Here is an 18,402-nt window from a genome sequence, read left to right as displayed (position 1 = left end):
GATCACGAGCGGAGGGCCACCCCGGCCGGACACGATCACGACCGGATCGCCGACCGGAACAGCACGTGATGCGCCCGGCAGCCCAGGACCTGCGGCCCCGCCGTCGCACCGGGCGACCACTTCGAGGCCGGGGCTCACGCCGACAGGGATCACGCCGCGCACCGAGCGGGACGCACCCGACGGCACACCGGCCACCCGGCCGGCGTGCACAACCGCGCGATCGACCCGGCGTGGCGCGGCTATCGCCGCCCCGACGCCTCCTCGCGGAGGACGAGCGCGAGGAGGCCGGGGAAGCGGGTGTCGAACTCTTCCCGCCTGAGCCGATTGACGCGCCTGGGGCCCTCGTCACGCTGCTCGACGATCCCCGCGCCGCGCAGGACGGTGAAGTGATGACTGAGGGCGGCCTTGCCGACGGGCACGTCGAAACTGCCGCAGCTGCGGCTCCACTCGGCGGAGCCCGCCAGCTCCCGTACCAGCTGAATGCGTACGGGATCCGCGAGGGCGGCGAGGGCGGTCCGGACGGGGACCTCGTCGGGGTGGGTGTGCTCGGGGGCCACCCGATGACTGGTGCGCTGCGCCACGCCCGCCTCCCTGCGTCCATGCCCCTGCACTTGCCCAGTGTTCGATGAAAACCATACACTCCCGAGTGTTCGCTTTCCGTTGAACAGTCGAGCACTCGTCAGGGGTGTGCCATGCGCGCGGTCCAGTTCCAGGAGTACGGCGGTCCCGAGGTCCTGAAGACGGTGGAGGCCGATGTGCCCGATCCGGGCCCCGGGCAGGTGAGCATCGACGTCGCGTACACCGGCGTGAACTTCGCCGACCTCAAGGCGAGGTCCGAGGGGTATCGGGTGCCGAGTCTCCCCTTCGTGCCGGGTCTCGAGGTGTCCGGACGGATCCGGTCCGTCGGCCCGGGCGTCGAGGGCCTCGAGGCCGGGCAGGAGGTTGCCGCGCTGACCGAGGGGTCCGCGTACGCGGACGTGGTCGTGGCCGACGCGGTGACCGTCTTCCCGCTCCCCGACGGCGTCGACCTGCGCACCGGCGCCACGCTCCCGACCGTCGTGCCGACCGCGTACGCCCTGCTGCACACCGTGGGGCGGCTGCAGCCCGGCGAGACCGTCCTCGTGCAGGGCGCGGCGGGCGGCGTGGGCACCGTGCTCGGGCAGTTGGCGAAGGCCGCGGGGGCCGGAGCGGTGTACGGCGTGGTGTCCGCCGAGGCCAAGGCGAAGTACGCGCTGGGCCACGGCTACGACGAGGTCTTCGTCGGCGCCTTCGCGAAAGAAGTACGGGCCGCGACGGACGGCCGTGGGGTCGACCTCGCCCTGGACCCCGTCGGCGGCGACACCCTGCGCGCCGCCCTCGCCTCCCTGGCCCCCTTCGGCCGCCTGGTCTCCTTCGGCAACGCGAGCTCGGCGGAGCCGTGGACGGTGGGACAGCCGGAGCTCTACCCCACGGGTCTGTCGGTCGCCGGTTTCTCCATCCTCGGCCTGGCCAAGACGGCCCCTGCGGCACTGCGCGAGATCGCCGAGCGTGCGTTTCGTACGGTGGTCGACGGATCCGTATCCCTGCCGGTGACCGCGGAGTTCGGCCTCGCGGAGGCGGGGGAGGCCCATCGGCTGATGGGGACGCGGAGCAGCACGGGCAAGCTCCTGTTGCGAGTGGGTGCGTGAACCCCGACAGAGCTCACTGCAGTGCCACCGTGGCGGCGAGCACGAAGGCACTCAGGGTGCCGATCATCGCGATGCCCGCGGCCTTGATCGGGGTACCGCCTCTTCACGCCCGCCGACGTGCGGGACGCGCGTCTCATCCACACCCTCCGCCGAAGCCACTACCTCTTCCCCCAGATCCGGCCCGTCCTGGAGGGCCTGCGCCGCACGGCATTGACTGCGCGCACGACGGCCATGCTGGAGGGCGCGGGCGCCCTGCACGCCTACCTGACGTCCTCTTCGTAAGTCACCTACGTCCTTCTCCTGAGTCGCGCCTGGCTCATCCCTTCGTCCTCCGTACATAGACCATCGGCGGACTGCGGAAGACCCGGCCGCTTCCCGGACTGGGGGCCACGACGACGGCGCGGGGAGGCGCGATGCAGGGAATCAGCCGGGCACGGTTCCTGGGGATGGCCGCGGCGGTCGGAGGCACGGCGGTGCTGGGGCCGGTCCAAGGCGGCCTCGCCCGCGAGGAGTTCGGGCTCGGCGCAGCGGACGGGGTCGAGGGCCAGGATGTCGTGGAGGGGTGAGTGCGGGCACGAGTACCTCCGTCAGGCGCTGACAGTCCGTCCGGGTGCGGGTTGCCCGGAGAGTACTTTCCGCACGTTGCCCTCGTGTTTCGGCCACAGGAGAGTGGAGTCATGGAGCGCATCGATCAACCAGTCGATCAGGCACAGGCACGCGCCTGGCTCGGCACCGCCGTCGCCGAGGCCCGCGCCGGGCTCGCCGAGGGCGGCATCCCGATCGGGGCCGCGCTGTACGGCGCGGACGGTACTCTCCTCGGCCGCGGCCGCAACCGCCGCGTCCAGGACGCCGACCCCTCGATGCACGCCGAGACGGCCGCCTTCCGCGCCGCCGGACGGCAACGGACGTATCGCGGTACGACGATGGTGACGACCCTCTCGCCGTGCTGGTACTGCAGCGGTCTGGTCCGCCAGTTCGGCATCTCCCGGGTCGTGATCGGCGAGGCCGAGACCTTCCACGGCGGCCACGACTGGCTGGCGGAGCACGGCGTGGAGATCGTGCTGCTCGACGACCCCGAGTGCACGTCCCTGATGCGCGACTTCATCAAGAACAACCCGGCACTGTGGAACGAGGACATCGGTGACTGAGCCCCACACCCCGACCCGCCCCCGCATCCCGACCGTCGACCTGCGTCCCTGGCTCTCGGGAGACCCCAAGGCCCGCGCGGACATCGCCCGCACGGTCGACGAAGCCCTCCAGACGGCCGGCTTCCTCCTGGTGACCGGCCACGGCGTGGACGCGGCCCTGCGCACCCGCATCCGCGAAGCGGCCCGCGCCTTCTTCACCCTCCCCACCGAGACCAAGCAGCCGTACGCCGCCCGGGTCGGCGGCCGCGGCTGGCTGGGCCCGGGCGTCGAGGCCAACGCCTACTCGGAAGGCACCGAGACCCCACCGGACCTCAAGGAGTCATTGACCTTCGCGACGCACGAGCCCTTCGAGGACCCGGAGATCAACGCGGAGTGGTACGCCCCGAACATCTGGCCCGCCGAGACCCCGGAACTCCAGAAGCTCTGCGAGGAATACCTGAGGAGGATGGGCGAACTGGAGAACCACCTCCTGGCCCTCCTCGGCGAGGCCCTCGGCCTGGAACCGGACTTCTTCACCCGGCACATGGACCACCCGACCTACGGCTTCAACATCAACTGGTACCCGGGCACGGAGGTCATCGGCGATCCCCGGCCGGGCCAGTTCCGCATCGGCCCGCACACCGACTTCGGCACGGTCACGATCCTCGACCGCCAGGCCGGCAAGGGCGGCCTGCAGGTCTACACGGACGAGGGCGGCTGGGAGGACGCGCCCTTCGACCCGGAGGCCTTCACCATCAACATCGGCGACCTGATGGCCCGCTGGACCGGCGACCGCTGGCGCTCCGGCCGCCATCGCGTCCTGCCACCCCCGGCCGACGCCCCCGCCGAGGAGCTGATGTCCCTCGTCTACTTCGGCGAGTGCACCCCGGGCACCCGCGTCGAGTCCGTCCCCGCACCGGTCGGCCGAGTGGCGTACGAACCGGTCGACTCCCACGTCTACCTGCGCGAAAAGCTGGACTCGATCACCGTCGGCTGATCATGACCCGCATCAACACATCAGGCGGGCGTGAAGGGAGTCCGCGATCTTGTCCATCAGGTCGGGTGTCACCTGTTGTGGCGCAGGCCGCCGGAGCAGTTCGAACACGCGCGGCCCGCGCAGATCCTCGGAGAGCTCCGCCATGCGCGGCATCACGTGGAAGTGGACGTGCGCGAAGCCCTCGAGCTCGGCGAACTGGGCCACGTAGGTCTTGACGCAGCCCGTCACCTCATGGAGCGCTCGGGACAGTCGCACCTGCCACGTCCCCAGCGTCGCCGCCTCGGCGTCGGTGAGCTCGTGGACGGCTGTCACATGGCGACGCGGCAGCAGGACGAGCCAGCCGGGGAGCGCGGTCCCGAAAGCGTGAGCCACCCGCCAATGCCGATCGAGAGCGATGCGTTCGCTGAGTGGCAACCCGTCCAGGCGGGCTTCCTGACCGCAGGCGTAGCAGTTCGGTGTCGTCATGGCTGCCTCGCAGTGGTTGAGCCGGAACCGATTCACATGTTTACCCGCGGCAGAAGCCGGACCCGATCATCGTCGGACGAGTGGCGGATAGTTTTCGTAACCCAACGGACACCAGGCGCCCTATCCCGAACCAAGTCCCCCTTTTTACACTGGTGTTGATACACCTCACAGCAGCACATCGGACCGGACCGCGCCAGGGGGAGATGCGGTGCACACAGGGCTGCACGGCCGGGGAGCGCTGTTCGACACCGATCCGCCCGGGCTCGCGTCACGGCTTGTCGGTCTGCGTCCGTATCAGCTGCGCGCGACACCGTACGAGCACGCGGGTGAGGTGCCGTTCGTCGTGTTCGCGGGCGGGCGGGGGCTCGGGAAGAGTGCCGTGCTGCGCGAGCTGCGCGACGCCTATCGCGGGCACACACCCGTCGCGCTGATCGACGGGGAGGAGCGGCAGTTCGCCGCTCCGCCGGCCGAGCGGCCACAGGAGGCGTGGTCGCCGGTGGGGCAGGCTCTCACCACCGTCGCCGAGCAGCTCGCCGAGCCGGTGACGGGCGCCGGGCGGATCGGTTTTCCACGGCTGGCGGCCGGGCTGCTCGCGGTCGCGGCGGGCGGCTGGAGCGACCGTGACGTGCCGCGCATCCGGCAGGAGGCGGAGCGGATCCTGCTGCTGAACGAGACCGGCTCATGGATCTCGGGGTTCGCGGGCCGCTGGGTGAGCAAGATCGTCTCCAAGCTCGTCGCCTCGCTGAGCGGTACGGGCCCCGTGATCGCGCCGATCATCGAAGCCACCCTGGAGGCGTTCGCCGAGGGCATCGGCCCTGCTCCCCGCCGACTGCGCAGGGCCGCCACCTGGTACCGGGACTATCCGAACGCGGGCGGCAGCCCCAAGCTCGCGCTGATCCTGCTGTCCCGGCACTTCAGGGCCGGCGGCGACTCGCGCAGACACGCCGAGCGCTATCTCGTACGGGCCCTGCTGGCCGACCTCGACGACGCGTACGCAGGGGTCGTGCAGCGCTCGCACCGGCGGGGCCGCCCCGTCGTGCTGATCGACAACGTGCAGGAACCGGCCGGTCTCGGGCTCCTGGAGCCGGTACTGCGCGACCGTGCCGACGGCATCGCCGACGAGGTCGTGTTCTTCGCGGCCCTGCGCGGATACGACCACGCGGCCCTGCGCAACGCGGGGCGCCGCACCCTCCCCGAGGTCACCCGGGAGGCCGGCTGGGAGGCGGGCACCTCACCGTCCTCCCGCGCGCTGCTCGTCTCGCTGCCGCCGCTGACGCCCGATGACACGCTGCACGTCGTGGACACCGCCTCCGACGGCCTGGCCCCGAACGCCGGCGGTCCCGCCGTACCGTCGCAACTTCCGCACGCCACTCATCGGTTGACGGGCGGCAGCCCGCTCGGCATCACCCTGCTCGCCGAGTCCGCCAAGCAGAACCTGCCCCAAGGGGCCGCGTCCCTCGGTGAGTTGCTCACCTCGGACGTCGCCGTACACGAGGACCACGACGGCCGTCCCGCCTACCAGGAACTCCTCGACCGGCTCGTGCCCGGCGGCCGTCTGGACGAGCTGACGGTGCTCGCCGCGGCCCACGACCGCGATTCGGCGTGCGCGCTGGCCGAGGCCCAACTCCCGGACGACTTCGGCGCGTCGGGCGTCCTCGACCTGGAGGAGCGACTGACGGAGGAGGGCTGGGCGGCCGCCGACGGGCAGTTCGTCGGCGACCCGTTCCTGCGCTCCCTGCTCCTGCTGCGGCTGCACCACGGCGACCCGGACCACGAGCGGTGGCGAGCCGTGCACCGCACCCTCATCGACCACTACCGGGACGAAGACCGGGCCGCCCCGCCGGACAGCGCCCGCTACCGGCTGCACCATGAACTCGCCCTGGGCAAGGCCGACTTCGCGGTCGCGCACCTGCGCGACACCTTCCCGCGCACCGACACCCGCGGCTGGCTGTCGTCCCTGGTCTTCATCGCGTCCGCGCCGTACTACCACGCGCACGACCCGGACGGCCGGGACTTCGACGGCCACGACCACCGGGCCTCCGTCGCGCTCGGACACACGGACGCGGCCCAGCAACCGCCGGACAGCGTGGACGCCGTACTGCACCTGCGGGTACGCCGGCTGCTGCACGCCGTGTGGCAGCTGACCGACCCGCTGGTGCTGCCCGACTCGCAGGTGACCGAGCGGCTGCGCTTCGAGCTGGAGCAGCTGTCGAATCTGCGGCCCGCGGGCAACGCCCTGCTGTGGCGGGCCTCGCGGGACTGGCCGTCGGACGCCCTCGCCGGCCGCCCCTTCCGTATCCCGGGCGACGACGACGAGAACGCGAGCGGGAACGGGGGCCGGTGATGGCGCGGCGGTGCGAGGACGGGGGCCACTGATGGCGCGTGTGTGGACATGGCTGCGCGAGGACGTCTGGGAGATACGTTTCCGCCGGTATGTCGCGCTGAGCCTCGCGGCCGTGCTCGCGGCCTTCGGCGTATGGGGCGGCATGACGGCCACGAAGGAGGACCGCTCCTGCGCCCCGGGAGTCGTCCAGCCGGAGGGCAGCGACGAGTGCGTGGGCGTCTCGTGGACGACGTACTCCTTCGGGCGTCCGCAGTTCGCCGAGACGGTCCGGGCGATCGACCGTGAGAACCACCGTCTGACGCCCGGCAGTTACGTCACCGTCGCGCTGCTCGAACCCTTCACCGCCACCGACGCCGACAATCTGGCCGATGTGCTGCACGAGCTCCAGGGCGCCTATCTGGCCCAGTACCAGGCCAACCACGACACCAACGGCCTGAAGCCGAAGATCCGCCTCGTACTCGCCAACCCCGGGGCCACCGGCGCGCACTGGCGGCAGACCGTCGACCGGCTGGAGCGGATGACGAAGGGACCCGACCGGCTGCGTGCGGTGACCGGGGTCGGCCTGAGCACCGACAACAACAAGAAGGCCGTCAAGGAGCTGACCCGGCGCGGCATCCCGGTGATAGGGAGCTCGATCACCGCCGACGACCTCGCCAACGGCCAGAACGGCAAGGACCCCTTCCCCGGGCTCGCCCGCGTCTCCCCCACCAACACCGACGAGGCCCGCGCCCTCGCCTCGTTCGCCAAGGTGTCGGCCGCCAACGCGTTCCTGGTGTACGACCGCACGGGCGACCCGTACACGCGCACCCTGCAGAAGTCCTTCGAGAAGATGCTCAAGGGTGCGCGCTACGAGGCCCAGCCGTTCACGCCGCCCGCCGACCGCAGCAAGGAGGGCAGCACCGCCAACGTCTTCGCGCAGATCACCACCATTTTGTGCACCACGCCGAAAAGCACGGACACCATCCTCTTCGCCGGACGGCACACCCAACTGCGGCAGTTCATCAACGCGTTGGGCGCACGCGGCTGCGTCGACCGCCGCTTCACGGTGCTCACCGGCGACGAGGGCTCGTACCTGGCCGGCGACAAGGACCTCGATCCGCGCGCCCTCAAGGACCCCCTGCTGTCCGTGCGTTACACGGCCCTCGCCCACCCGGACGCCTGGGTGAGCGACACCGCGAAGACCGGCGGCAGCGCGGCCGACGCGCGGGTGCTCCAGGCGCTGCTGGACAGCGCCGGACGGGAGCCGGTCGGCCCGGTCGGCAAGGTGGCCCTGGACGACGGCCAGCTGATCATCGCGTACGACGCGACGCGGCTCGCCGTGCACGGCATCCGCGGGGCGTCGCCGACCGGGAAGATCCCGGCCCTCGCGGACGTGGGGCTCCAATGGCCACAGGTGAAGGGCAAGCAGCTGCGGGTCAACGGGGCGAGCGGGTGGATCTGCCTGGACGCCCACGGCAATCCGTACGACAAGGCCGTACCGATCGTGGAACTGACCCCCGACAGCCGCTCGCGCTTCGTGAAGATCGCCTGGCCGGAGGGAAAGCCTCCGGCGCAGGAGTGCCTGCCGCCCTCCTAGATGTCAGGAGTGCCTGCACCTTTCTCAGGCGTCAGGAAGAGCGCTTGTCGCCATTCCCAGGCGTCGGGAGGAGTGTCTGTCGCCATTCCCAGGCGTCAGGAAGAGTGCCGGTCGCCGTTCCTGGTGCCGCGTCAGCCAGGGTTTGCCCGTCAAGGAGCGGCGTCCGGTGCGTGCTCGGGGGGTCCCCCCGGCCGAAGGCTGGGGGAGTGCCGGCCGGAAGTCCTCGTACTGGATGTACTTGGGCTTTCGGCCGGTGCGGCGAGTGGGGACACCTCCCACGCCCTTGAGGCAGTGGGGAAGCGTGCCCGGCGTCGCGACGGGGCGAACCTTGGCCGACTCGGCACTAGGCGTCGAGGGCCGTGAGCAAGCGCTCGAAACGGGCGCGCCACACCGGCTGCTCCCGCTCCCGCTCGAACTCATGGGTGAAGCGGACCGTGGTGCCGGTGCCGTCCGGCGCCCCCGGCTCCAGATGGAACCGGACCCGCCCCCGCCCCTCCACCGTGTACTCGGCGACCCGCTCCACGTCCCAGGCCGTGATCCGGCCGGGGCCCAGCCCGCGCAGGGTGACCGCACCGCCGAGCCGCGGTTCGAACACCTCTGCGATGGCCAGCCACCCCTGCAGGCCTTCGGGGGTGGCCAGTGCCGCCCAGACCTTCTCCACAGGCTGGGGAAACCGCAGCAGGTAGTGCGCGACCTGCGCGTCACCCCGGATCTCCGTGGTGCCCTCTTCGATGGACCGGGTGGGTTGGGTCATGACACCAGCGTGGCCCGTGAGCGCGCGTTCTGCACCCCTTATGGCCTCTGACCTGCCCATTAGCCGCTCAGGACCGCCGGCCCGCCTTGTCGACGACGGTGCGGCGCAGGACGGCCGTGTTGCTGAGCACCTGCCGCTTCCTGATCCCCGCCTTGGGCAGGTTCCCGCCGCCCTCCTCGTCGAGCTTCTCGCGCAGGCGCCAGGCGTCCAGGAAGGTCAGCGACACCACGTCCTCTGCCTGCGCCCAGTCCCCGGTGAGGCGGTAGGCGTGGTTGTCGACGGAGCGCGCGCACGCGTCGCAGAGCTCGCCGAAGGCGTCATGGTCCCCGCGCGGATGCGCTTCCTCAGCGTCGTCATCGTCGTCTCCACACCCTCCACCTGTCCGCATGACGAAGGCCGGTTCCGGCGACTCACGTCACAGAGAACCGGCCTCGGCCCGAAGCGGGATACGCGGGATGCGGCGGCCGCCCGCGCAGGAGTGCTAGACGCCCGCGTAGGAGTGCTTGCCGCCCACGAAGATGTTGACGCCGTAGTAGTTGAACAGCCAGCAGCCGAAGGCGATCAGGGCGATGTAGGCCGCCTTGCGGCCCTTCCAGCCGGCCGTCGCGCGGGCGTGCAGATAGCAGGCGTAGGCGACCCAGGTGATGAAGGCCCAGGTCTCCTTGGGGTCCCAGCCCCAGTAGCGGCCCCAGGCGTCACCGGCCCAGATCGCGCCCGCGATGATCGTGAAGGTCCACAGCGGGAAGACGGCCGCGTTCACGCGGTAGGAGAACTTGTCGAGCGAGGCCGAGGCGGGCAGCCGCTCCATGACGGAGGTCGCGAAACGGCCCGGCTGACCGCCGCTCGCGAGCTTGTTCTCGTACGAGTCCTTGAAGAGGTAGAGCAGCGTGCCGACGGCGCCCACATAGAAGACGGCGCCGCAGATGATCGCGGTCGAGACGTGGATGTACAGCCAGTACGAGTGCAGCGCGGGAACCAATTGGTCGCTCGCGGTGTACAAGACAGTGACGGCGAGACCGAGATCGAGGAGGACCGTGGTGACCAGGGGGAGGCCGAGCCAGCGGACGTTCTTCTTCAGCACGAGAAGCACGAGGAACACACCGACGGCCACGGTGGAGAAGGTGATGTTGAACTCGTACATGTTGCCCCACGGCGCCCGCCGCACCGACAGAGCCCGGGCGATCACACCGGCCGCCTCGACACCCCAGGCGAGCACGGTGAGGGACACGGCGATACGGCCGTAGAGGTCGCCCTGCTCGTCCCCGCCGTGCGCACCGGGCCCATCGGGCACGTCACGGGCGCCGATCGCGGACCGGGTGACAACCTGCGGCCGCTCCAGGACCGTGGTGCCGCCCGCCTTCTTCACGGTGACCGCAGGGGCCGCGGCCTTGGCCTTCTCGGTCTTCTCGGTGAGCGCGGCGGCCGTGCGGGCCACCTTGCTCCGGCTGCCGAAGAGCCATTCGGCGATGTAGGCGAAGAAGGCCAGGGTGTAGACGGCCATCGCGGAGTAGATCAGCGTGTTGCTGATATTGGCGAGGTGTTCGTTGGTTGCGGTGGCCAGAGTCACTGCTTCTCAGCCCCTTCGGCGGAAGGTACGGCGTGACGGTCGGGGGTGTCCGAATCGGGCTCGGGGGTGTCCGGGTCGGGGTCGGGTGCGCTGGGCGCCTGTTCGTGCACGAGCGCGGCCAGGTCGCCGAGCTCCTCGGGGAGCTTCGCGGACTCGCTGCGGCCCAGGCCCGCCATCTCGACGACGGTCACACCGCCGGCGCCGGTGGTGGCCCGCACCCAGACACGGCGGCGCTGGATGAAGAGCGAGCCGGCGAGACCGAAGATCGCGGTGAAGGCTCCGGCCAGCGCCCAGTCGCTGCCGGGCTGCTGGGTGACCTGGAAGCCGGCCCACTCCTTGATGTCCTTCTCGAAGGTGATCGAGCCGGCGCCGTTCGGCAGCTTCATGGTCTCGCCGGGCAGCAGCCTCTTCTTGAGGATGTCGCCCTTGGCGTCCTTGAACTGCTTCATCTGGGAGGTGTCGAGTTGGTACACGTTCTGCGGGATGCCCGAGTTGACTCCCAGGCTGCCGTGGAAGCCGGACAGCGCGAGCACGGGGAAGTCGAGCGCGGGGAACTGGGAGAACATGGTGCCCTTGCCCGCTCCCGCGAAGGTCGGCACGAAGAAGGCGGAGAAGCCGAGCTGGTCGCTGCGGCCCTGCCCGTTCTTGTAGCCGTCCATGACCTTGATCGCGCCCTGCGAGGTGACGTTCGCGTCGAGCGGCAGCATCGGCACGGCCTCGTGGAAGACGACGTTGCCCTTGCCGTCGCGGACGGTGACCACGGGCGCGTAGCCGTGGCTGACGAGATAGACCTTCGAGTCGCCGATCTTCAGCGGCTCGTTGACCTTGACGGTGGTCTTCTTCTCCTTGCCGTAGGCGCCCTCGCTGTAGCTGATGTCCGCCTGGAAGGTGCGCGGGGTGCCCTTGTTGGGCCCGGTCCGCTCGTACGTGGCGGTGAACTGCTTGAGGTTGAAGCTGAACGGCGTGAGGTCGTCGTTGCTGAAGAGGTTGCCCGACTTGAAGTCGTCGTACTGCGACAGCGTGTTGGAGAAGCCGCCGCCCTCGACGATCAGCTTGTTGCCCTCGGACTTGAAGAGCTGGCCCCAGGCGAAGGCGACGAGCATCACGATCAGCGCGATGTGGAAGAGCAGGTTGCCGGTCTCGCGGAGGTAGCCCTTCTCGGCGGCGACCGCGTCCCCGTCGACGTGGGCCCGGAACCGCCGCTGCCTGAGCACCTTGAGCGCGGCCTCGCGGACCTGCTCCGGCTCGGCCTCGGTGCGCCAGGTCGCGTAGGCAGGCAGCCGGGTCAGCCGCTTCGGCGCGCCCGGCGGACGGCCGCGCAGCTGCCCGACGAACTGCCAGGTCCGCGGCACGATGCAGCCGATGAGCGAGACGAAGAGAAGGATGTAGATCGCCGAGAACCACACGGAGCTGTACACGTGGAACAGCCCCAGCCTGTCGTAGACCGGCCCCAGCACGCTGTGCGCTTCCTTGAAGTCCGCCACCTTCTGCGCATCGGTACCGGACTGCGGGATCAGCGACCCCGGAATGGCCCCGAGGGACAGCAGGAAGAGCAGGATCAGCGCGACCCGCATGGACGTCAGCTGCCGCCAGAACCAGCGGGCCCAGCCGATGACCTCACGCCCGGTCCAGGCGATCCATCCCATGGCGCCGGGTGCCCGCGCCCCGCCGAAGGAGCCGGGGATCGCCGTGTCCACCGGCGCGGTGGACAGCTGGGATCCCGCTTCGCCGAGTTCGCCGTCGGCGGCCACACCGACGTGGCGCCTGGCGGCCACGGGGTCCGGCGTCTTCCCGGGGTCCGGCGTCTTCCCGGGGTCCGGCGTCTTCCCGGGGTCCGGCGTCTTGCCGGTGTCAGGGGTCTTGCCGGTGTCAGTGGTGCTCATGGGTCAGATCCCTACCGTGAAGCCGTCGGACCAGGTTTGCATCTGCTGCACGATGCTGTCCCACGCACCGGTGAGCAGCAGCAGGCCGGTCGCGATCATCATGCCGCCGCCGATCCGCATCACCCAGGTGTAGTGGCGCTTGACCCAGGCGAAGGCGCCGAGCGCCTTGCGGAAGGCGACCGCGGCAAGGACGAAGGGCACGCCGAGACCGAGGCAGTACGCGACGGTCAGTATGGCCCCGCGCCCCGCGCTCGCCTGGTTCGCCGCGAGAATCTGCACGGAGGAGAGGGTCGGGCCCAGGCAAGGGGTCCAGCCGATCGCGAAGAGCGCGCCGAGCAGGGGCGCGCCCGCGAGACCTGCCACCGGCCGCTTGTGGAAACGGAATTCGCGCTGGGTGAGCCAGGGCATCAGCCCCATGAAGAAGACGCCCATGAGGATCATGAGCCCGCCGAGCACCTTGGACAGGGTCCCCTGGTACTCGTGCAGGGTCGAGCCGAAGTACCCGAAGAGCGCTCCCCCGGAGACGAACACCGCGGTGAAGCCGAGCACGAACAGGGCCGCCCCCGTGGCCATCCGCCCTCGTCTGGCGTCCGCCAGATCCGTGCCGCTGACCCCCGTGACGTACGAGAGATAGCCGGGCACCAGCGGCAGTACGCACGGCGAGAAGAAGGAGACGAGTCCGCCGAGCACGGCGACCGGCAGGGCGACCAGCAGGGCGCCGCTGTAGACCGTCTCGTTCTTGCCGGTGGCCTCGGCCAGGGTCATGGCGAGAAGGGACACGTCAGGTCACTTCTCCGCGAGGACGGGGGCGAGCATCTTGCGCAGGCTGTCTTCGCTGAGCGCCTGGAGCGTCCGGGCCGCGACCTTGCCGTCCCGGTCGATGATGAGCGTGGAGGGGATCAACTGCGGGTTCAGCGTGCCCTTCTTGAAGCGGAGCATCAGCTTGCCCGTCGGGTCGTACAGGCTCGGGTAGGTGACCCCGAACTCCTTCTCGAACGCCAGGGCCGGACCGGTGCTGGTGTCGCGGGTGTTGATGCCGACGAACTGCACGCCCTGGTCCTTGGTGTCCTGGGACACCGTCTCCAGGTTCTTGGCCTCGGCGCGGCAGGGCCCGCACCAGGATCCCCAGACGTTGAGGACGACGACCTTGCCCTTGTAGTCGCGGACGTCGAGCTGCTTGCCGTCGATGGTCTTGCCGGAGAGGTCGGGGATCGCCGCCCGCTCCCCCTTGGCGGCGGTGTCGACGCCGTTCTTGCCGGCGACGAAGTTGGTGTTGCCCGCTCCCCCGGAGGTCCCCCCGGACCCACACGCGGACAGGACGAGCGCGGCGACGGCGGCCCCGGCGGTGAGCAGGGCGGCGCGGCTACGGGTGCGGTTCGGGCGCTGGTCGGCACGGCAGGCGGCACTCATGTGAAAAGTTTCGCATGCCCGTTTCGGGGATCTTCCGCACCCCCCTTGCGGGCGGAAACCCGCATATCAGGCGGCCTGTCCTCCCAGGTAGGACTTCCAGCCACCGGCCGGCTGCTGCCCGACGTCCATCGACTGAAGCCTGGTCAGCATCTCGGGCTTCTGGACATCGAGCCAGTCCACGAACTGCCGGAAGGAGACGAGGCGTATGTCCCCGCCCTTCTCCTTCTCGCGCGCGATGTGCTTGAACGCTTCTTCAACCGCATCCATGTAGATACCGCCGTTCCACTCCTCGAAGTGGTTGCCGATGAAGAAGGGTGCGCGATTTGTCTCGTACGCCCGCTTGAATCCGGCTATGTAGGAGTTCGTCGCCTGGGTGCGCCACGCCGGGTAGTTGTAGGAGGGCGCCTTGGTCGAGTTGATCGACTGGTTGGCGAGGATGTTGTAGTCCATCGAGAGCACCTCGAAGGTGTGCCCCGGGAAGGGCATCGCCTGCAGCGGCAGGTCCCACAGCCCCTGGTTCTTCTGCGGCCAGCGCTGACGGCCGCCGGGCGAGGAGGCGTCGTAGCGCCAGCCGAGCTCCTTGGCGGTGGGCAGCAGGTTGTTCTGGCCCAGCAGACACGGGGTGCGGCCGCCGACGAGTTCCTTCTCGTAGTCGAAGGGCAGCGCGGGCAGGTCGGTCCAGCCCGTGTTGGTCCGCCACTCCTTGACGAAGGCCTTCGCCTGGTCGATCTCGCTGCGCCACTGCGCGGACGTCCAGTTGGCGACCGTGCCCGATCCCGCGCAGAAGTGGCCGTTGAAGTGCGTGCCGATCTCATGGCCCTCGAGCCAGGCCCGGCGGACCAGCTTCAGCGTCGCCTTGACGTGCTTGTCGGTGAGATAACCGATGTCCGAGGCGCCCCGGGGGTTATTGGGCGGCAAGTACATGCGCTTTTTCGACTCGGGCAGCAGATACAGCCCGGAGAGAAAGAACGTCATGTGCGCGTCGTGGTCTTTGGCGAGTTCGAGAAAGCGGTCGAAGAGGCCGGTCCCGACCTCTCCCGCGCCGTCCCAGGAAAAGATCACGAACTGCGGAGGGGTCTCGCCGGGCTCCAGCGGCTCGGGCCTCTTCGGCTGGTTCGGCTGCTTGCCGGTGTAGGCGGTGGAACCGTCACCGATGGGACGCGCGGGGTGTTTGGGGGCACCGGGCTGCCCGCTCCGGGAACCACCGCCCCGGCTCGGGCCGTCTAGCTGTGCGGTGCCGCACGCGGCAAGTCCCAGCGCGGCCGTGGCACCTGCCCCGAGGCCGATCATTCCCCTCCGGCTGATGTCCCGCATGCGGTCCCCATTTCATCGCGCCCTCTCAGCTGGCTCCCAGCTGGCACCTATTGAGAGGGCGCGATGAAGACGGAGGTTCCGTCAAACTCGCGCATATTTAGCTGATTTTACGAAGTTACGCTCATATAGCACGAACCCATACGCTTTGTGACGGGGCGTACGCCTTAGGAGAGACGTACGTACTCCCGCATCAGTTCCCTGGCGCGGCCGTTACGCGCCGAACGCCTTGTCCTTCCCCTTCACCGGCTTGGCGCCCGCGAGGAGATGGGCCGGGACGAGATCGCGGGCGGGCTCGGCGTAGCCCACGGAAACGATCTTGTCGCCCCGGTAGGTGAAGGTCGTCAGGGACGCCAGCGTGCACTGCCGCTTGCGCGGGTCGTGCCACAGCCGCCGCTTCTCCACGAAGGACCGCACGATCCAGATCGGCAACTGGTGGCTGACCAGCACCGCTTCATGCCCGCGGGCGGCGTCCTTGGCGGCGTCCAGCGCCCCCATCATCCGCACGACCTGCTCGACGTACGGCTCGCCCCATGAGGGCTTGAACGGGTTGACGAGGTGCTTCCAGTTCTCCGGCCGCCGCAGCGCGCCGTCCCCCACCCCGAACGTCTTGCCCTGGAAGACGTTGTCGGCCTCGATGAGCCGCCCGTCCGTCGCCAGGTCCAGACCGTGCGCCTTGGCGATCGGGGTGGCCGTCTCCTGCGCCCGCTCCAGCGGCGAGGCGACGACATGCGTGACATCGCGCGACGCGAGGTGCTCGGCGACCCGGTCGGCCATCTGCCGCCCGAGCTCGGACAGGTGATACCCGGGCAGTCGCCCGTACAGCACCCCGTCCGGGTTGGCGACCTCGCCGTGCCGCATCAGGTGCACGACGGTGATGTCGCCGTTGCCGGTGGTGTCGATGGTCTCGCTCATGCCGTGGCCTCCGCCGCTGCCCGCGCCGCCGCCGGAAGGGCGTCGGCGATCCGCTGAACCGCCTGCTCGTCGTGGGCCGTCGACACGAACCACGACTCGAAGGAGGACGGCGGCAGATACACGCCCTGCGCCAGCATCGAGTGGAAGAACGCGGTGTACCGGAAGGACTCCTGCGCCTTCGCGTCCTCGTAGTCGCGCACCTGACGGCCGGTGAAGAAGACGGAGAACATGTTGGAGGCGTTCTGCAGCCGGTGCGAGACGCCCTCCTTGGTGAGCGCCTCGGTCACCAGCACCCGGATCTGCTCCGAGACCGCGTCGACCTTGTCGTACGCGGCGTCGTCGAGCAGCCGCAGCTGGGCGAGCCCGGCGGCGGTCGCGACGGGATTGCCCGACAGCGTGCCCGCCTGGTAGACCGGGCCGGCCGGCGCGAGGTGCGCCATGACGTCCTGGCGGCCACCGAAGGCGGCGGCGGGGAAGCCACCGCCCATCACCTTGCCGAAGGTCATCAGATCCGGACGTACACCATCAATCCCGTACCAACCGGCCTTGCTGGTGCGGAAGCCCGTCATGACCTCGTCGGAGATGAACAGGGCGCCGTTCTTGGCGCACGCGTCCTTGAGGCCCTGGTTGAACCCGGGCGCCGGAGGCACCACACCCATGTTGCCGGGCGAGGCCTCGGTGATCACACAGGCGATCTCACCGGGGTGCGCGTGGAAGGCGGCGTGCACGGCTTCGAGATCGTTGTAGGGAAGGACGATGGTGTCGCCGGCCTGGGCTCCGGTGACACCGGGGGTGTCGGGCAGCGCGAAGGTCGCCACGCCGCTGCCCGCCGCAGCGAGCAGCGAGTCCACGTGCCCGTGGTAGCAGCCGGCGAACTTGATCACCTTGGACCGCCGGGTGAACCCCCGGGCGAGCCGGATGGCGGACATGGTCGCCTCGGTGCCGCTGGAGACGAGCCGGACCTGCTCGACGGGCTCGACGCGCGCGACGATCTCCTCGGCGAGCGCGACCTCGCCCTCACCGGGCGTACCGAAGGACGTACCGCGGGAGACGGCCTCCTGGACGGCGGCGATGACCTCGGGCTGGGAGTGCCCGAGGATCATCGGCCCCCAGGAACAGACGAGGTCCACGTACTCACGGCCATCGGCGTCGGTCAGGTACGGACCGGTACCGGACACCATGAACCGGGGTGTACCGCCCACGGCACGGAAGGCGCGCACGGGAGAGTTCACGCCGCCGGGTGTGACGGCCGCCGCACGGTCGAACAGCGACTGCGAGGCTGGGGCTTCGTAGGGATAAGGCAGTTCGGTCATGACCTGCGACGTCTCCGACTCCGGGGGGCTAGTGACCTCCTCAGGGTAGGCCAGCGGCTCCGGGCGGCCGTGCGCGCAAGAGCGGGACGGCGTGACCGGAAGAGCGCGGAACCGATGAACGTAGGATCGCCGCTCGACGTACGGCTCCACATACGGAAGATCCCGGCCATCGCGGGGCGCCGTGGACCGATGCGCGGTACGACAACCGGGCGCGGTCCCCCGGCCATCTGCGAAACTGGGACTTCGTACGGACAGCTCACATGATTCATGGTGCTCAGAGCCCGCGAAGATCCTGCGGTCAGGTGTTTCAGTGCACGTTTCGGCGTGCGGCCGTGGGGGAGGTCACTGTCACGATGATCGGGTTGCGTGGCGGGGGTCGCGCGCCTTAGAAAAGCAGTCGGGTGGAGATATGCATCGCGGTGGCGGACTGGGCGAGGGGACCGATGACCTCGGCCCTCGGCGTGCCCGGCGGGGAAGGCACCGGCGCGAGGCGGAGGAAGCGGCCGAGACCCGGGCTGGACAGACACAAGGATCGCAGGGTGACGCCGAGCGGCTCGATCGCACGGTCGAGCGACTGCGGGCGGGGAGCGGGAATGGTGGCCGGGTGGGGGTGACGTACAAATACTTCGGCGCGCCGGACGGAGCGACGGCGGCCCGCGTCCCGATCTCGATGCGCCCCGAGGAACTCGGCGGCGACGAGCTCGGCATGAACGGCATGTTCACCAAGATCAAGCCGGAGACGATGGCCGCGATGGTCCTCACCGGCATCGAGGGTGTCCCCCTCCACAAGGTGCCCCCGCTGGAGCTGGTCGTCCTCCACCCCGACTACGCGGTGGTCAAGCTCCCCATGACCGTCGTGGACCCCCTCCGCGGCATCGGCGAGGAAGCGGTCGGCGCGGCCGCCTTCATCTGGTCCACCGTGCCGGACCGGGGCGGACCCCGGGACGCTTTCAACGTCTACCAGCTGCTGCACGAGTGGCAGGACTTCAGCCATCGGTTGCATGAGGCGGGGCATCAGCCTTATTGCCTTGTGTGGCCGTGACCTGGGGTTTCAGGGGTTTCGGGCGGGGTTT

Annotated in this window: 17 protein-coding genes and 2 pseudogenes; 8 read left to right on the top strand and 11 right to left on the bottom strand. The window is 69.9% G+C overall.

Annotated features, from left to right (window positions below; translation table 11 throughout):
• Window positions 1-239: 239 nt before the first annotated feature.
• Window positions 240-581: an ArsR/SmtB family transcription factor gene (locus tag OG390_RS30015; protein WP_406172577.1), complete on the bottom strand. Its 342-nt coding sequence runs from the start codon at window positions 579-581 to the stop codon at window positions 240-242.
• A gap of 111 nt (window positions 582-692) precedes the next feature.
• Here OG390_RS30015 and OG390_RS30010 point away from each other — a divergent pair, with 111 nt between their 5' ends.
• The 5 genes and pseudogenes from OG390_RS30010 (at window position 693) to OG390_RS29990 (ending at window position 3,791) form a co-directional block, all read left to right on the top strand.
• Window positions 693-1,667 carry a zinc-binding alcohol dehydrogenase family protein gene (locus OG390_RS30010; RefSeq protein WP_406172576.1) on the top strand — a complete coding sequence of 325 codons (975 nt, stop codon included), beginning with the start codon at window positions 693-695 and terminating at the stop codon, window positions 1,665-1,667.
• An 87-nt stretch (window positions 1,668-1,754) separates the two neighbouring features.
• Window positions 1,755-1,949: pseudogene (locus tag OG390_RS30005) on the top strand (MerR family transcriptional regulator); the annotation flags it as partial.
• Between the two features lie 131 nt (window positions 1,950-2,080).
• Entirely contained in the window at window positions 2,081-2,233 is a 153-nt protein-coding gene (locus tag OG390_RS30000; protein ID WP_406172575.1) for a hypothetical protein, read from the top strand.
• A gap of 111 nt (window positions 2,234-2,344) precedes the next feature.
• Window positions 2,345-2,815 carry a nucleoside deaminase gene (locus OG390_RS29995; RefSeq protein ID WP_406172574.1) on the top strand — a complete coding sequence of 157 codons (471 nt, stop codon included), beginning with the start codon at window positions 2,345-2,347 and terminating at the stop codon, window positions 2,813-2,815.
• Window positions 2,808-3,791, top strand: coding sequence for an isopenicillin N synthase family dioxygenase (locus tag OG390_RS29990; RefSeq protein WP_406172573.1), 984 nt, complete (start codon window positions 2,808-2,810; stop codon window positions 3,789-3,791). Before OG390_RS29995 ends, OG390_RS29990 begins: the two co-directional genes overlap by 8 nt.
• Before the next feature lie 12 nt (window positions 3,792-3,803).
• On the opposite strand, the gene OG390_RS29985 is transcribed toward OG390_RS29990, so the two are convergent.
• The gene (locus OG390_RS29985) at window positions 3,804-4,256 is read right to left on the bottom strand and encodes an HIT family protein (protein WP_406172572.1); all 453 of its coding nucleotides are present in this window, start codon (window positions 4,254-4,256) and stop codon (window positions 3,804-3,806) included.
• 208 nt (window positions 4,257-4,464) lie between these two features.
• Here OG390_RS29985 and OG390_RS29980 point away from each other — a divergent pair, with 208 nt between their 5' ends.
• Together OG390_RS29980 and OG390_RS29975 are read left to right on the top strand one after the other, a co-directional pair.
• Entirely contained in the window at window positions 4,465-6,600 is a 2,136-nt protein-coding gene (locus OG390_RS29980; RefSeq protein ID WP_406172571.1) for a hypothetical protein, read from the top strand.
• A gap of 31 nt (window positions 6,601-6,631) precedes the next feature.
• On the top strand, window positions 6,632-8,176 hold the full coding sequence (locus OG390_RS29975) for an ABC transporter substrate-binding protein (RefSeq protein WP_406172570.1): 1,545 nt from the start codon (window positions 6,632-6,634) through the stop codon (window positions 8,174-8,176).
• 343 nt (window positions 8,177-8,519) lie between these two features.
• On the opposite strand, the gene OG390_RS29970 is transcribed toward OG390_RS29975, so the two are convergent.
• From OG390_RS29970 to hemL, 9 genes and pseudogenes are all read right to left on the bottom strand, one after another.
• Complete coding sequence (locus OG390_RS29970) at window positions 8,520-8,930, bottom strand: SRPBCC domain-containing protein (RefSeq protein ID WP_406172569.1); 411 nt, start codon at window positions 8,928-8,930, stop codon at window positions 8,520-8,522.
• A gap of 154 nt (window positions 8,931-9,084) precedes the next feature.
• A pseudogene (locus OG390_RS29965) lies at window positions 9,085-9,287 on the bottom strand (RNA polymerase sigma factor); the annotation flags it as partial.
• Window positions 9,288-9,411: 124 nt separating this feature from the next.
• Window positions 9,412-10,497 carry a c-type cytochrome biogenesis protein CcsB gene (gene ccsB / locus OG390_RS29960; protein WP_406172568.1) on the bottom strand — a complete coding sequence of 362 codons (1,086 nt, stop codon included), beginning with the start codon at window positions 10,495-10,497 and terminating at the stop codon, window positions 9,412-9,414.
• Window positions 10,494-12,380, bottom strand: coding sequence for a cytochrome c biogenesis protein ResB (locus OG390_RS29955; RefSeq protein ID WP_406172567.1), 1,887 nt, complete (start codon window positions 12,378-12,380; stop codon window positions 10,494-10,496). The genes ccsB and OG390_RS29955 overlap by 4 nt, the downstream gene beginning before the upstream one ends.
• A gap of 3 nt (window positions 12,381-12,383) precedes the next feature.
• Entirely contained in the window at window positions 12,384-13,145 is a 762-nt protein-coding gene (locus OG390_RS29950) for a cytochrome c biogenesis CcdA family protein (RefSeq protein ID WP_399083953.1), read from the bottom strand.
• A 21-nt stretch (window positions 13,146-13,166) separates the two neighbouring features.
• The gene (locus OG390_RS29945) at window positions 13,167-13,790 is read right to left on the bottom strand and encodes a TlpA family protein disulfide reductase (RefSeq protein ID WP_406172566.1); all 624 of its coding nucleotides are present in this window, start codon (window positions 13,788-13,790) and stop codon (window positions 13,167-13,169) included.
• Between the two features lie 66 nt (window positions 13,791-13,856).
• A complete protein-coding gene (locus OG390_RS29940) occupies window positions 13,857-15,104 on the bottom strand; it encodes a hypothetical protein (RefSeq protein ID WP_406172565.1) in 1,248 nt (415 codons plus the stop codon).
• Between the two features lie 210 nt (window positions 15,105-15,314).
• Window positions 15,315-16,016, bottom strand: coding sequence for a histidine phosphatase family protein (locus OG390_RS29935; RefSeq protein ID WP_406172564.1), 702 nt, complete (start codon window positions 16,014-16,016; stop codon window positions 15,315-15,317).
• Window positions 16,013-17,329 carry a glutamate-1-semialdehyde 2,1-aminomutase gene (hemL, locus tag OG390_RS29930; RefSeq protein WP_406172563.1) on the bottom strand — a complete coding sequence of 439 codons (1,317 nt, stop codon included), beginning with the start codon at window positions 17,327-17,329 and terminating at the stop codon, window positions 16,013-16,015. Before hemL ends, OG390_RS29935 begins: the two co-directional genes overlap by 4 nt.
• 409 nt (window positions 17,330-17,738) lie before the next feature.
• On the opposite strand from hemL, the gene OG390_RS29925 reads away from it, so the two are divergent.
• The gene (locus OG390_RS29925) at window positions 17,739-18,371 is read left to right on the top strand and encodes a hypothetical protein (RefSeq protein WP_399083486.1); all 633 of its coding nucleotides are present in this window, start codon (window positions 17,739-17,741) and stop codon (window positions 18,369-18,371) included.
• Window positions 18,372-18,402 lie beyond the last annotated feature (31 nt).

It is taken from the genome of Streptomyces sp. NBC_00996 (assembly GCF_045162675.1).
Taxonomy (GTDB): domain Bacteria; phylum Actinomycetota; class Actinomycetes; order Streptomycetales; family Streptomycetaceae; genus Streptomyces.
The sequence above is the reverse complement of the archived record's forward strand: the minus strand, read 5'-3'. Positions and strand labels throughout refer to the sequence as shown.